This is a genomic window from Chitinophaga rhizophila, from assembly GCF_019492185.1.
GTDB lineage: Bacteria > Bacteroidota > Bacteroidia > Chitinophagales > Chitinophagaceae > Chitinophaga > Chitinophaga rhizophila.
The window spans coordinates 804,695-818,165 of sequence record NZ_JAICCF010000002.1 but is presented as its reverse complement, the minus strand read 5'-3'; the positions used below and the strand labels follow the sequence as shown (position 1 = coordinate 818,165).

Genomic DNA, 13,471 nt, shown 5'->3' with positions numbered 1-13,471 from the left:
TTACCTGTTTCTGTCAGACTGCTTCAATCGATAGTTTTGTTGACTGTTTCTTTTCATCGTATTCTGAAATAATGATGTGCCCATCCTTCGCAGGATAAATACTGGTTGTTACGTTACCCAGCTTCTTCGCAATCTTGCGCACTACTTTTTTGTCCTGCACATTATAGATCACAATATCTTTTTCTGTTTTGATGATGAGGTAGGGTACTCTTGTTTCCGGATTGTTCAACGAATAAAAGCTGCAGTTATCCATGTCTTTAAAGTTGCTCCACGGAGACACAGTCTTCCTTGATGGTATCATAGGAAGTCTGTCCAGATAACTGAGATTGCCGGTCGTATCCATCTGTATCAGCATGGCACCGTTAATTTTGCTATAGCCTAATGCACCGGTAGCAAACAGAATGCCTGGAGGACTTATTAACGGAAGGGTGATCATGGCTGCAATAATACCAACCTTACGTTTCTTCGCGGCCAGTTGACTACCCAGAAAATACGTGTTGCCTGAATAGTCTCTGAAGGAAGGGCGTGGTACAATATGAGCATTTGCACGTTTGAACAGGCCCTCAGTGGAGATTGTTTTCTTCGCACTGTCTGCCCAGTAGTTATACACAGTGTTAACGCCACCTTTCTGGGCGCTGCTGATATCTATTTTATAAACACCTTTATACGCGCCTCGTGAAATGTCGTACGTACGGTTCATGTTGTTACTCCAGTTAGGGCTTTTGCCTACAACACCAGAGATGAAAAGCCTACCTGTTGCGGGGTCATTTCCAAAACCCAGGATGTCCATCGCATTCTTTTTCTTGTCTCTTAAAGGCAATTTCAATGTCGGACTATTAGTAGTACCACTGTATCCAAATAGTGTATAGCCTGTCTGAAACTCATCATCTGCTTTGTGAGTCAATAGGTAGATATCTTCACCGGCAATGTGCAGATAGTAGCTGGACGCTTTTTCTTTCACTTGTCTTTCCATCACTTTTTCTCCGGTGGTACTGAAAGTGAGCAAAGGCCTTTTCGTTCTGTCTCCATAAAAACAGGCAAAGCCTTTACCAGGGATATTCTTTAACTGTATGTCCTGTTTCAGCGGACGAATACCATTCTCCAGCTGTTTCAGCGCATGATAGATATCGACATCTGCCTTCTTTTCAAATGTCTTTACAATTTCCCCCTGCAGATTAATAAACTGCGCGAAGAAAGCAACATATCCTTTCTTCGCAGCACGTTTGTAAGATATCTTGTGATGGGGAGTGTTGCCCAGTACATCGCTTTTGATATAAGCCAGACAAAGCAGATCTTCGTCAAACGCTACATCGCGCAGGTCAAGCTTCTGCTCACGGAATGTCATCTTCCCGATGTCGTTCAGGTTTTCATCCAATATAGTGATGGCATAGTTAAAGGAGTCTTTACTGGCCTTTTCTAGTTCAGTGAAGGTGAGATAACCTACCAGGCTACCGTCCTGAATAATACTGTGCAGCGAGGTGGAAATGCCATTGCTTACACTTTTGATCACCTTTGTTTGAGCATGGGTATGCAGTACAGTAAATAGGCAAAATAGGAATAACAGGAATTTCTTCTTCATTTTGTGTATAGTCTGATTTGTATTGTCCAGGTATTGTACAATTATTAGGTAAGGGTTTAAATGTTTGGTATCCCGTTCCTTTGCCGGCAGTAGAGACATGATTGGTAATGAATGTCCATGATATAGGGCCTTAATGTCAGTATGTATTGTCGTATTTACAAACAGCTGTACTCAGCCAGGGCTGAACACAGTTTTCATGCAATGCTCTTTCTGTCGTATAGGGATGATTTCCAGTGCAAAATAATAAATATCTGTAATCTGTAGGTTAACCGTCTTTAATTTTTCACTACGCTGATAACTATCTGCAACAAAAAAGGGCTGACCATGCGGCCAGCCCTGCGTCTCTTGTAAGACGGATTTAGAAGGCTATATTGACGCCGGCAAAGAAATTAGTGCCAGCCATTGGAAAATACCCGTTAGACGATTTCTCACGTCCTTCTTCCTCATATGCATATGTCCATCCGTTAGGTGAATACATCGCATTCCAGATATTGTTCAACATGAACTGAACGCCCACTTCCTTAAAAAGCTTCTGCGGCACAACATAGTTGAACCTCAGATCATTGGTATAGTATCCATCCAGGCTACGCTCCTTTACCTGCGAGTTGTCCATATATTGTCTGCTCACATACTTACCGATCAGACTTACTTCCAGGTTCTTTACAGGTCTGGCAGATAAGGTATAACCACCCACGAAAGAAGGGGAGAAGGAGATATCTGTGCTGTTGTATACAACAGTATCCTGTGCGCCATTATCCCAGTTATCCATAAAGTAGGTAAAGTTTTTAACCTTATTACGGCTGAATGCTGCATTGGCAGAAAGTGTAAACAGACGTCCCAGTCGGGTACTACCCTGTAATTCAATACCTGCGCGATAGCTGTCCGGTATATTGGCACGTGTGTAAGCACCTACATCATTCAGCTGACCGGTCTGCACCAGCTGATTTTTGTAATCCATATAATACGCATTTGCCTGCAATACAACATTGCTGGTACGGTAAGTATATCCCGCTTCCACATCACGCAGTGTTTCGTGCTTAGGGGTATTGTTGATACCTGCTTCGAAATCGTCGCGGTTAGGCTCTTTATTACCCACTGCAAAAGATGCATATACTTCCTGGCGATCATTCACCGTATAAGAAATACCTGCTTTCGGATTGAAGAAGTTATATGTGTTATGCTGTATCAGTGATGGATTCTTATCAAAACCATCTATGTTATATTGTACGGTACGATACTGCATATCAGCAAACAGGCGCAGTGACTGAGTGATCTTGTATTCACCTTTCCAGTATACGTTCAGATCGCGTTTAGTGGCATCATTGTCATAGTATCTGTAATCTTTTGGAATAGCATATTGTGCCCATATTACATTACCATGATGGCCGCCTTCATAACGGTTCCAGCCGCCGCCAAGGCTCCAGTTCAGCTTATCTCCCTTGTAGTTAACAGAGAATATACCGCCGTAGAAATGATTATCCAGCCAACGTTGTCTTACCAGATCAGTATTGGTAAGAGGCGCGCCATTCACAACAGGATTAGCCAATCCATAGTCAGCAAAAGCTTCCCGTTCACGGAATTGTTCATAGTACCCCCTGCCACGTGTATAGTGACCGGCAATGTTGAAATCGAGTTTGCTGCTTAGTGACTGGTTAAAGAATAACTGATAATGATCCTGCTGATAGTTATCTGTTTCATTATCGTAGAAGGTGCCATCAGCGCGTTGTCCGGCAGAGTTATACCTACGGTTCGTCTTCAGTGAATCGAATGGTACACCATTCCATGCCTGGTATGTTTTTTCTTTTCCGGAGAATACATTGAGGCGGATAGCCGTATTTTTTGAGATATAGGCAGCGGAAGTATAGAAAGATTTCAGGTCCGATGAAGCGCGATCCAGGTATCCATCAGAAGAGATCTTTGATAATCTTGCATCAATAGTAAAGTGGTCATTGATCAGCCCTGATCCCGCTTTGACGGTGTGTTTCCACGAGTTAAATGAGCCGAAGCTGCTGCTGATTTCTCCATATGCCTTGTCTCTGAAATCATTAGTGCTCAGGTTAAGGGATGCGCCAAAAGCACCAGCACCATTAGTAGAGGTACCTACACCACGCTGTAGCTGGATGCTGCTTACAGAAGATGCAAAATCAGGCATATTCACAAAGAAGGTACCCTGAGATTCAGCATCATTAATCGGAATACCATTCGCTGTGATGTTGATACGTGTGATGTCAGAGCCTCTAACGCGGATATTAGTATAACCGATACCATTACCGGCATCGGAATTGGTTACAACACCTGGTAGCTGATTAAGCAGTAATGGCAGGTCCTGTCCGAAGTTTTGCTTTTTGATCTCTTCCGCAGTCATGGTTGATTGTGTGAAAGGAGCATGTTCACCTACACGCAGACTGGTGATCTCTACTGGCTTTACAAACAGGCCTGTTTCCTCTAATGCGAAATCAGTCTGGATGCTATTGCCGGTAGCAGTGATGGCAGTGGTAAATGGTTTAAATCCTAAGTAGCTTACCTGCAAAGTATATTGACCTTTGGCAGGAATAGAAAAGCGGTACTGTCCTCTGGCATTGGTTTGCATGCCCGCATTCACTGACGGTACGCTTACAGATACACCCTCTAATGGTTTGCCACTGGCTTTATCGGTTACAACGCCGGTCAGCACAGTTTGCGCATGCACAGTACTTAAGCTGCAAAGCAGCAAAAGAAAGAATAATTGTCTCATGGACGATGACGGTTTAATAAGCTTACAATCTGAAGCTGTCAACTAAATAAATGGGTAAGGAAGAGATTGTTCGCTTACCTTTCCTAAACAGCATTACCTGGTCAGGTTCAACGGGTCTGATCTCAGCCTGATAGTAAGGCACCCCGAGGTGAAACCGGGAGTTTTTTTGTTACAGCGCAGGTTGCGCACTCCTGTTTCCAGGGGCAAAGGTATAGCTGTAGCAGGTAAAAAGTGAAAATATTTTTCACAATGACAGAAATAGTATAATTTCCGGTTAGCAGATCTCTCTCTCTAATTGCGCACTCCCCTGAACTATTTTATTGTTAACCATAATTTGTATCAGTAATGATTAAGCTACAATTAATCGGGCATCTGGGACATGATGCAGTTCAGCGGATGGTAAATGGCACAGCCGTTCTTGGTTTTCGCATGGCCCATACAGAACGCTTCCGTACCAAAGAGGGTATGCTGCAGGAACGGACCACATGGGTGGATTGTTCGCTGTGGAACAAGGAAAAGCTGGGCCCATATCTCAGAACCGGCACACGGGTATATGTGGAGGGTACGCCTTCGGCAGATACGTATGTGAATGCACAGGGAGAAAATATCTGTATCATGCGGCTGCGGGTAAGTCATTTACAGCTGTTGACCAGCCGGCGCGATGGCGGCAAACGGGAAAATGAGGTAGAAGAGATCGTAGTGGAACAGGAAGATCCGGCAGATGATCTGCCGTTTTAAGTAGTAAGAAGGGTAGGTTAACCTGCCACAGACATTAATGATTAAGGATTAGGAACGGGCACCCGGGAAACGACGCTGTGGTGAAGGACCGTTCTTGATCCTTAATTGTTTTAAAGCAATAGGTTATAAGGCTGCTATATGTCTCTGCCTATAAGGGACGAACAGTGGGAGAAGAAGAGGTGGACTAAAGGTGGACTTGAAGCACTTATCTTATTGTAATACAACTTGTTATGGGGCATAGTCCACCCCCTTTATAGCGGTATCAAAAGTGGTACCTGTAAGCAGGCAAAACGGGTGCTATCTGTATGAAAACCAGCATATTCATGGGTCATCTATAGCTACCATCCTCAAAGATGCGGCTGATCAGCAGCCAGCGGGCTTGACCAGCATATTTTTACTATAATTCAGGATAATAACAGGTTGAACAATAGATTTTTTCCATATGCTTGACGTTGTATCAAACTGCTTGCTGCAAAGGGTTTAAGAATAGGAGGTTGGGAGGTTTATGATGCCGGAAACCCTTGTATATGTTGGTTTTGCAAAAAAAGATTTGGCATGAACGATTTTAGTTCTATATTTGCATCCTCATTGCGAGGTAGAGCAGAGGTAGCTCGTCGGGCTCATAACCCGAAGGTCAGGGGTTCGAATCCTCTCCTCGCTACAAAAAGCAAAAGAAGCCGAAGTCATTCGGCTTTTTTTATTTCAGGAAGTTAAGGAAATTAGTAGTGCATGCATAAAGCTGGTTTTGTAAATATCTTCGGTAAGGCCAATGCAGGGAAAAGTACCCTGATGAACGCTCTGGTGGGCGAAAAACTGGCTATTGTTTCACCGAAGGTGCAAACGACCCGGCATCGTATCACGGGCGTGGTCACAACACCGGAATACCAGATCGTATTCTCTGATACCCCCGGTATTATTGACCCCCGTTACCGACTGCACGAAAAAATGATGGGTGCTGTTAAGTCCGCACTGGAAGATGCTGACGTGGCCATGCTGATCATGGATGCGAAAGACAATCTTGAAGAAAACCTCTCCCTGTTCGCAGCGTTACGACTGAAAGCCCGCAGTATTCTGGTTATTAACAAATCAGATCTGTTGATGAAAGATGAGCTGGAAGCGCTGGTGAAGAAATGTGAGGAGTGGGGCAAGGCGGAAAAAGTGGTTGTTATATCAGCCCTGCAAGGTAAAGGCGTTCCGGCATTGCTGGAAAGCATTGTATCTATGCTCCCCGAAAGCGAACCCTTCTATCCGGAAGATACTTTAACCGACAAGTCTACACGTTTCTTCGTAGGCGAGATCATCCGGGAAAAAATATTCCACCTCTTTGACGAGGAGATCCCTTATCATACAGCAGTAGCTGTAACACAATACCAGGAAAAGAACACGCTGATCAAAATCTCAGCTGATATCATCGTTACACGCGAAACGCAGAAAGCGATTATCCTGGGCGACAAAGGATCTTCCATTAAAAAGATCGGTACGCTGGCCCGCCAGGATATCGAGAAATTTGTTGGTCAGAAAGTGTTTCTTGAACTATTCGTGAAAGTCAGAGGTAAATGGCGGGATAATGATATTTATTTAAGGGAATACGGTTATTAATTTTATTTAGTTATGGCAGGATTTACAGTAGCAATCGTCGGTCGTCCAAACGTAGGGAAATCAACCCTGTTCAACCGTTTGCTGGAACAGCGTAAAGCCATCGTAGATGACGTAAGCGGCGTTACGCGTGACAGACAATACGGTATTGCGGACTGGAACGGGAAGTCGTTCAACGTGATTGATACCGGTGGTTTTGTATCCAGAAGTGAAGATGTTTTTGAGCGTGAAATACGCAAACAGGTAAAAATAGCAATGGAGGAAGCCAATCTCCTGCTCTTCATGTGTGATGTAGCAACTGGTATTACAGACCTGGATGCAGAGATGGCAGATATTCTTCGCCGCTCCTCCAAACCGGTTATGCTGGTAGTCAACAAAGTAGATAACAATACGCGTCAGCTGGAAGCGACGGAATTTTATAGCCTTGGTTTTGAGGATGTGTACTTCATGTCTTCCATGAGTGGTAGCGGTAGCGGCGAACTGCTGGATGCTATCGTTAGTCAGATCCCGGAAGATGATGAGACACTCGAAGCCGCTCAGCAAGCTGCAGAACTACCTAAGATTGCGATCATCGGTCAGCCGAACGTAGGTAAGTCCTCCCTGCTGAACGCACTGATCGGGCAGGAAAGAAACATCGTATCAGATATTCCGGGTACTACCCGCGATACTATCCATACGCACTATAAGATGTTCCAGAAAGATTTCGTACTGATCGATACTGCCGGTTTACGCCGTAAGAACAAGGTACAGGAAGACCTGGAGTTTTACTCTGTGATCCGCGCCATCAAAGCAATGGATGAAGCAGACGTATGTATGCTGCTGCTCGATGCCACTAAAGGTATCACCGCACAGGATCTGAGCATTTTCAGCCTGGCAGGCCGTAAAGGTAAAGGACTGGTTGTACTGGTGAATAAGTGGGATCTGATTGATGATAAAAGCACCAACTCGGCAAGAGATTATGAGAAGGACCTGAAAAGCCGCCTCGCGCCGTTCAATAATGTGCCTATCATCTTCACATCTGTAGTTGAAAAACAACGTATTTTCAAGGCGATAGAAGAAGCGCTGCGTGTATACGAGAACCGTAAACGTAAAGTACAGACTTCCAAGCTGAATGAGGTAATGCTCAAAGCTATCGAGTCGTTCCATCCACCGGTTGTGAGAGGTATTCCTATCAAAATCAAGTATGTAACGCAATTGCCTACATTTACCCCGGCATTTGCATTCTTCTGTAACCTCCCGGATGATGTGAAAACGCCATACCGTAACTACCTTGAAAATCAGCTGCGTAGCCATTTCGATTTTGAAGGGGTACCGTTAAAATTATTCTTTAGAAAGAAATAAAGGTGAAATTTTCGTATGGGTATTGTTCCATAACTAAAAATAACTATACCTTTGCGCATCTTTTAAAACAAACTAAGCATGAAAAAATTATTCTTCTTCGCAGTTGCTGCCGGTATGTTCTTCGTAGCTTGCAACAGCGGTGCATCTACTTCTACTGCTGATTCTACTGCTACTGCTCCAGTTGATTCTGCTGCTGTTGCTCCAGTTGATTCTGCTGCTACTACCGTAGATACTGCTGCTGCTGCTCCAGCTGCTGATACTACTGCTGCTGCTCCTGCTGCAGAAGCAAAACACTAATCCTGTTTTGTAGTATTAATTTTATTGGCCGTCTCGTGTAAACGAGGCGGTTTTTTTGTTCCCGGAAGGAAACAGCCATGTACTATATCATATCAGCTCCCAATAAAAAAGGGGATGTATCCTGCCAGTGATACATCCCCCTTTTTGTTATCTGCAGGCAGGAAGATTTGTTGCTTCCTGCCTGTGTTCATTTTACTATTTCTTCTGCAGCACATCGACGGCCTTCCGCATCATCTCATCATCCTTGTTCAATGCCTCATAAAAGCCTGCATATCCCCACAGTTGTCTGGCCAGCAGGGCCTTCAAACGTGTCTTGATTTCCTTCTCATCATGTGCATTGATAGCTGCTACATTCCGGATGCTGTCTTTTATAGCAAAGGTTTTGAAATCATTATACACCTCATTAGGCAACTGGTATTGATTAGTAAAAGCCGTTGCGTCTTTATACTGGGTAAACTCGCTCTTATGACTATTGTAGTATTGGTAAGCAAAGTTACTGAACGTACTGCGGGAGTACATAGCTGTCAGTACATTGGTAAACCGTGCAGTGTCAAAAGGAATGAAGATATCCGGCGTAATACCGCCGCCGCCATATACCACTCTGCCGGCAGCAGTTTTATATGCTATGGTATCTTTCTGATGGATGCTGTCCTGACTTACAAATTCACCATGATTATACCGGTTCATGATATCGTCGTCGTAGGCGTCCCTTCCGTCAGCATATGACTTCTGGATACTTCTGCCTGAGTTCAGGTAGTAACGGGCTACAGTCAGTCGCAAGGCGCCACCGTTGCTCAGGTCAAACTGTTCCTGAACCAGACCTTTACCAAAGGTGCGACGGCCGATGATAGTACCGCGGTCCCATTCCTGTACAGCGCCCGCCAGGATTTCACTGGCACTGGCAGATCCTTCGTCAGTCAGGATGGTCAGTCCTCCCTTTTCAAACAGCCCTGGTTTTTCGCAGCGGTAGTCCGAACGCGGATAGCTTTTACCCTGGGTATATACAATCAGTTTATTCTCATCCAGTAATTCGTCTGCAATACGGGTGGCAGCATCCAGGTAGCCACCGGGGTTTTGGCGAAGGTCAATCACCAGTTTTGTCATACCACCCCTGGTCAGTTTACGCATAGCGTCCATAAATTCCTGGTAAGTGGTGCCCGCAAATTTGCTGATCTTGATATAGCCGATCTCCGGTGTGATCATGTAAGAAGCATCTACGCTGTACAATGGAATATCGCCCCTGACAATCTGGATAGGAAGGAGTTTCTTCTGACGTAACATGCTGACGGTTACTTTAGAGTTTTTCGGACCGCGCAGCATTTTACGGATCTTGTCTCCGGTGATGCTGTTACCTGCCACCAGGGAGTCGTTCACCTTGATAATTTTGTCTCCGGTTTGTACACCAGCAGTTTCAGAAGGACCACCTGGTACAACAGATACGACATTCACAGTGTCTCCTATAATGTTAAATTCCACGCCGATACCAGAGAAGTGACCTTCAAGGTCTTCATTGACTGTCTGAAGACTGGACGGCGGAATATAGATAGAGTGAGGATCCAGGTGCCCTAGTAGTCCCTGGATAGCTTCTTCCTGCAATTCTGCTACCTGCAAGGTATCTACGTATTTTATTTTCAGCAGGTCCATCACCTCCTGTAACGGTGCTCTGCTAGGTCTGGTGAATAGTAACGTTTGCGCGCCTGTGTTGGCTCCTGGCATTTTATGACCCAGGTACATTCCCAAAGCCAGCACTACCGCAAATAAGAGCGGTAAAAAAACATTCAGTTTCCTTTTCGACATAATGATGTATTGAAAACAGCGGTAAGGTAAACTTGTATCTTGTCGCTATTTATTTAACTTGTGGCAAAAATAGTATATTAAACCTCAACCTTCAACGGATGTGTCATGAAAGTACAGCTTATTGCAGATAGTGGATCGACCAAGGCTGAATGGGCCCTGTTGGGAGCCCCGGAGGCAGGTCGTTTTAAGACGGGTGGTATCAGCCCCTATTTCCTGAATGAAGGGCAGATACAGGAACTGCTGGAAAAGGAGTTATTGCCACAGTTACCTGCTGACGCACAGATAGAAGAGGTGCATTATTATGGAACCGGCTGCTTACAGCGCAAGAGTGTCGAGATCGTGTCTAGCGCCCTGAAAGCAGTATGGCCTGTTGCCGCTATTGAGGTGAATCATGATCTGATGGGCGCAGCCCGGGGCCTGTGTGGAAAAGAACCCGGCATCGTCAGTATACTGGGTACAGGCTCTAATTCCTGCTATTTCGATGGTTCAATAGTCAAAAAGAACAATCCCGGACTAGGATATGTGCTGGGAGATGAGGGGAGTGGCGCTTACCTGGGTAAGAAGCTGTTGCAGTATTTCCTGTACAACTCGTTTGATGAAGAGCTGAAGGCCCGTTTTGACGCACAGTATAATACCAATCACGAAGAAATACTGGAAAATGTATACCGCAAGCCCTTGCCTAACCGTTATCTGGCAGGTTTTGCCCGCTTCCTGGGCGAAAACCGGGGGCATTTCATCGTGGAAAACATCCTGGAAGATAGTTTAAACGAATTTTTCTTCAACCATATCTATAAGTACAGCGAAAGCTGGACACACCCGCTGCATTTCACAGGTAGCATCGCCTGGCATTTCCAGGACATCCTGCAGGAACTGTGCGACCTCTATGAGCTGCAGATGGGCCGGATATTGCGTAGTCCCATGGATGGACTGGTGGCATATCATCAATAATCAAATCAACTACAAATGTCTTTTCAGAGAGTAACAGAGCAGACGTCAAACTACCGTCACCTGGAGAAAATGAGTGTGCAGGAGATCCTGACCAGTATTAACCAGGAAGACCATACCGTTCCGCAGGCAGTGGCCAAGGCGCAACCAGCTATTGAGAAACTGGTGGTTGCCATTGCAGACAAGATGCTGGCAGGCGGACGTCTGTTTTACCTGGGCGCAGGTACCAGCGGACGGCTGGGCGTTGTGGATGCCTCAGAGTGCCCGCCTACCTTCGGCGTACCACATGGACTGGTGGTAGGATTGATTGCAGGAGGAGATACCGCCATCCGTAAAGCAGTTGAATTTGCTGAGGATGACCGGGAGCAGGGCTGGAAAGACCTGCAGGCATATGACATATCTGACAAAGATGTAGTCGTAGGGATCGCCGCCAGCGGTACAACACCCTATGTGATCGGGGCTTTGAACAAGTGCCGGGAACATGGGGTTATCACCGGCAGCATCTGCTGTAACCCGGAAGCGCCATTGTCAGCAGCGGCAGATTATCCCGTCGAGGTAGTCGTAGGACCAGAGTTTGTTACCGGCAGTACCCGTATGAAAAGCGGTACTGCACAGAAGCTGGTACTCAATATGATCTCGACAGCAGTGATGATACAACTGGGCAGGGTAGAAGATAACAAGATGGTAAATATGCAGCTGAGTAATGACAAACTGGTAGACAGAGGTGTCAAGATGCTGATGGAGAAGTTGTCGCTGACAGACTATGAGAAGGCCAAAGCATTATTGCTGAAAGCAGGCAGCGTTAGAAAGGCCGTGGAAGACTATGTATAGTTACGAATTTTTCCAGACATGCAGCGTTTCTATTTTTTGAATTTTAGGCCGAAATTTGTAGAAACGAACATTTTAGAGCTAGTGTGACATGCATGATATAGAACCTTTTTATAACTGGCGGCATCTGTATACAGCAGAAGAAGATGAGTTATCTCCTTTTTATGGCAGGGAATACAGTGAGTTTACTTATAGTAATACCGTGTATAATTATTATGTACATCCGCAGTGGGATGAGTTTGGTTCCCGCACGCTGTACATTAAGGTACTGTTTGCTGAGTACCAGTTCAACTATGCCATTATTGAGGTATTAGGAGAATGGAATGATGCTATTGAGAATGATGTAATGACGTTGAAGCGGGATGTGATAGACGTAATGATCGGTTCCGGCATCAACAAGTTCATACTGATTACCGAGAATGTGATGAACTTTCACTCTTCAGATGACTGTTACTATGAGGAGTGGTGGGACGACATCAGGGATGATGGGGGCTGGATTGTGAGCATCAATATGCCTGAGCAGACGAAACAGGAGTTTGTCAGGGCTCACCTGGACAATTATGTACACCTGCTGGAGGTGGATAAGTGGCGTACCTACCAGCCACAACACCTTTATACGCTGATAGACAATGCAATGATGCGTCGCCTGGAGTAGGCAGCCGAACAAAGGCTAGTCATCGTTGTTAAATTCCATGTATGAGAACTGAACGGCACTTTCCGGCAGGAAGGTGTTAATGGATCTGGTCAGCCCGGTGATATTCTGCTGTCTTTGGCAGGTGTTGGGCCGGCTATCGCCTGGAAACCAAAAACTGAGAAATATCATTTGGTTTTAATTTTTCCTGCGCTAAATTTGCGCGATATATTCGAATTATTATCATATCATTTTTAAGGAAGCTTAGAATTTAACTTATGAAGTGGTCACAGTTCTTTAATACCTCTATCGGTAAAAAATTATTAGTGGGTGCTACCGGCCTGTTTCTGTGTAGTTTTGTAATCGTGCACCTGGCTGGTAATCTTTCGTTACTCAAAAACGATGAGGGCGAAGCTTTTAATACTTATGCCGCATTCATGAGTCACAATGGCCTTATTCAATTCATCGCCTGGGGATTGAAGATCGTTATTCTTATCCACGCTATTCTTGCTTTTCAACTCACATTCCGTAACAGAGCTGCACGTCCTGTGAAGTACGCTGTCAACCCGGGTAACCAGACTTCTTCCTGGTTTAGCCGTCAGATGGCTATCATGGGTAGTATCCTGTTTGTGTTTCTGTGTATTCACCTGAAAGATTTCTGGTGGACGATGCACTATGGTGAGATGAACGAAAAAACCTATGAGGGTATGATCCATCCTGTTAGAGACCTGTACTATGCAACCCGTGTTGCTTTTGAACAGGGCTGGCTGGTTGCGGTTTATGTAATCGGTATGGTTGGTCTGTCTTTCCACCTGATTCACGGTTTCAAAAGTGCTTTCCAGACGTTCGGTCTGAACCATGTAAAGTACAATGGCCTGATCAATTTCGTTGGTGTATGGTTATTCGGGGTGATCATTCCAATAGGTTTTGCCATCATCCCTATCTGTATTCATTTCAAATTAGTTTAGTAAAGTAAAGTAAGGAT

The 13,471-nt window shown here is 45.0% G+C and carries 11 protein-coding genes, 1 tRNA gene and 1 riboswitch; of the genes, 9 read left to right on the top strand and 3 right to left on the bottom strand.

The window, feature by feature from the left end; genetic code table 11:
• Positions 1 to 13: 13 nt before the first annotated feature.
• Both K1Y79_RS12285 and K1Y79_RS12280 read right to left on the bottom strand, forming a co-directional pair.
• Complete coding sequence (locus K1Y79_RS12285; protein WP_220250318.1) at positions 14 to 1,579, bottom strand: DUF6770 family protein; 1,566 nt, start codon at positions 1,577 to 1,579, stop codon at positions 14 to 16.
• 358 nt (positions 1,580 to 1,937) lie between these two features.
• On the bottom strand, positions 1,938 to 4,313 hold the full coding sequence (locus K1Y79_RS12280) for a TonB-dependent receptor (RefSeq protein ID WP_220250317.1): 2,376 nt from the start codon (positions 4,311 to 4,313) through the stop codon (positions 1,938 to 1,940).
• 63 nt (positions 4,314 to 4,376) lie between these two features.
• A riboswitch (TPP riboswitch) is annotated at positions 4,377 to 4,469 on the bottom strand.
• 189 nt (positions 4,470 to 4,658) lie between these two features.
• On the opposite strand from K1Y79_RS12280, the gene K1Y79_RS12275 reads away from it, so the two are divergent.
• From K1Y79_RS12275 to K1Y79_RS12255, 5 genes are all read left to right on the top strand, one after another.
• Positions 4,659 to 5,051 carry a single-stranded DNA-binding protein gene (locus K1Y79_RS12275; RefSeq protein ID WP_220250316.1) on the top strand — a complete coding sequence of 131 codons (393 nt, stop codon included), beginning with the start codon at positions 4,659 to 4,661 and terminating at the stop codon, positions 5,049 to 5,051.
• 589 nt (positions 5,052 to 5,640) lie between these two features.
• A tRNA-Met gene (locus K1Y79_RS12270) sits at positions 5,641 to 5,712 on the top strand.
• 68 nt (positions 5,713 to 5,780) lie between these two features.
• Positions 5,781 to 6,650 (top strand): GTPase Era, encoded by an 870-nt coding sequence (era, locus tag K1Y79_RS12265; protein ID WP_220250315.1) that lies wholly within the window; start codon positions 5,781 to 5,783, stop codon positions 6,648 to 6,650.
• 12 nt (positions 6,651 to 6,662) lie between these two features.
• On the top strand, positions 6,663 to 7,988 hold the full coding sequence (der, locus tag K1Y79_RS12260; protein ID WP_220250314.1) for a ribosome biogenesis GTPase Der: 1,326 nt from the start codon (positions 6,663 to 6,665) through the stop codon (positions 7,986 to 7,988).
• 78 nt (positions 7,989 to 8,066) lie between these two features.
• On the top strand, positions 8,067 to 8,285 hold the full coding sequence (locus tag K1Y79_RS12255) for a hypothetical protein (protein WP_220250313.1): 219 nt from the start codon (positions 8,067 to 8,069) through the stop codon (positions 8,283 to 8,285).
• A gap of 195 nt (positions 8,286 to 8,480) precedes the next feature.
• Here K1Y79_RS12255 and K1Y79_RS12250 read toward each other — a convergent pair whose 3' ends face one another.
• Positions 8,481 to 10,082, bottom strand: a complete 1,602-nt coding sequence (locus K1Y79_RS12250) for a S41 family peptidase (RefSeq protein WP_236059582.1) — start codon at positions 10,080 to 10,082, stop codon at positions 8,481 to 8,483.
• A 105-nt stretch (positions 10,083 to 10,187) separates the two neighbouring features.
• Here K1Y79_RS12250 and K1Y79_RS12245 point away from each other — a divergent pair, with 105 nt between their 5' ends.
• The 4 genes from K1Y79_RS12245 to K1Y79_RS12230 all read left to right on the top strand — a co-directional run bounded on the left by K1Y79_RS12245 (position 10,188) and on the right by K1Y79_RS12230 (position 13,454).
• Positions 10,188 to 11,030 (top strand): N-acetylglucosamine kinase, encoded by an 843-nt coding sequence (locus K1Y79_RS12245; protein WP_220250312.1) that lies wholly within the window; start codon positions 10,188 to 10,190, stop codon positions 11,028 to 11,030.
• 15 nt (positions 11,031 to 11,045) lie between these two features.
• The gene (murQ, locus tag K1Y79_RS12240) at positions 11,046 to 11,858 is read left to right on the top strand and encodes an N-acetylmuramic acid 6-phosphate etherase (RefSeq protein WP_220250310.1); all 813 of its coding nucleotides are present in this window, start codon (positions 11,046 to 11,048) and stop codon (positions 11,856 to 11,858) included.
• A gap of 88 nt (positions 11,859 to 11,946) precedes the next feature.
• The gene (locus tag K1Y79_RS12235) at positions 11,947 to 12,510 is read left to right on the top strand and encodes a hypothetical protein (RefSeq protein WP_220250309.1); all 564 of its coding nucleotides are present in this window, start codon (positions 11,947 to 11,949) and stop codon (positions 12,508 to 12,510) included.
• 254 nt (positions 12,511 to 12,764) lie between these two features.
• Positions 12,765 to 13,454, top strand: coding sequence for a succinate dehydrogenase cytochrome b subunit (locus K1Y79_RS12230; RefSeq protein WP_220250307.1), 690 nt, complete (start codon positions 12,765 to 12,767; stop codon positions 13,452 to 13,454).
• The last annotated feature ends 17 nt before the right edge of the window (positions 13,455 to 13,471 follow it).

Bases quoted from the DNA above. Each gene is read 5' to 3' on its own strand.
- K1Y79_RS12285 (WP_220250318.1), bottom strand. From the start codon at position 1,579: ATGAAGAAGAAATTCCTGTTATTCCTATTTTGCCTATTTACTGTACTG.
- der (WP_220250314.1), top strand. From the start codon at position 6,663: ATGGCAGGATTTACAGTAGCAATCGTCGGTCGTCCAAACGTAGGGAAA.
- era (WP_220250315.1), top strand. From the start codon at position 5,781: ATGCATAAAGCTGGTTTTGTAAATATCTTCGGTAAGGCCAATGCAGGG.
- murQ (WP_220250310.1), top strand. From the start codon at position 11,046: ATGTCTTTTCAGAGAGTAACAGAGCAGACGTCAAACTACCGTCACCTG.
- K1Y79_RS12235 (WP_220250309.1), top strand. From the start codon at position 11,947: ATGCATGATATAGAACCTTTTTATAACTGGCGGCATCTGTATACAGCA.
- K1Y79_RS12250 (WP_236059582.1), bottom strand. From the start codon at position 10,082: ATGTCGAAAAGGAAACTGAATGTTTTTTTACCGCTCTTATTTGCGGTA.
- K1Y79_RS12230 (WP_220250307.1), top strand. From the start codon at position 12,765: ATGAAGTGGTCACAGTTCTTTAATACCTCTATCGGTAAAAAATTATTA.
- K1Y79_RS12255 (WP_220250313.1), top strand. From the start codon at position 8,067: ATGAAAAAATTATTCTTCTTCGCAGTTGCTGCCGGTATGTTCTTCGTA.
- K1Y79_RS12245 (WP_220250312.1), top strand. From the start codon at position 10,188: ATGAAAGTACAGCTTATTGCAGATAGTGGATCGACCAAGGCTGAATGG.
- K1Y79_RS12280 (WP_220250317.1), bottom strand. From the start codon at position 4,313: ATGAGACAATTATTCTTTCTTTTGCTGCTTTGCAGCTTAAGTACTGTG.
- K1Y79_RS12275 (WP_220250316.1), top strand. From the start codon at position 4,659: ATGATTAAGCTACAATTAATCGGGCATCTGGGACATGATGCAGTTCAG.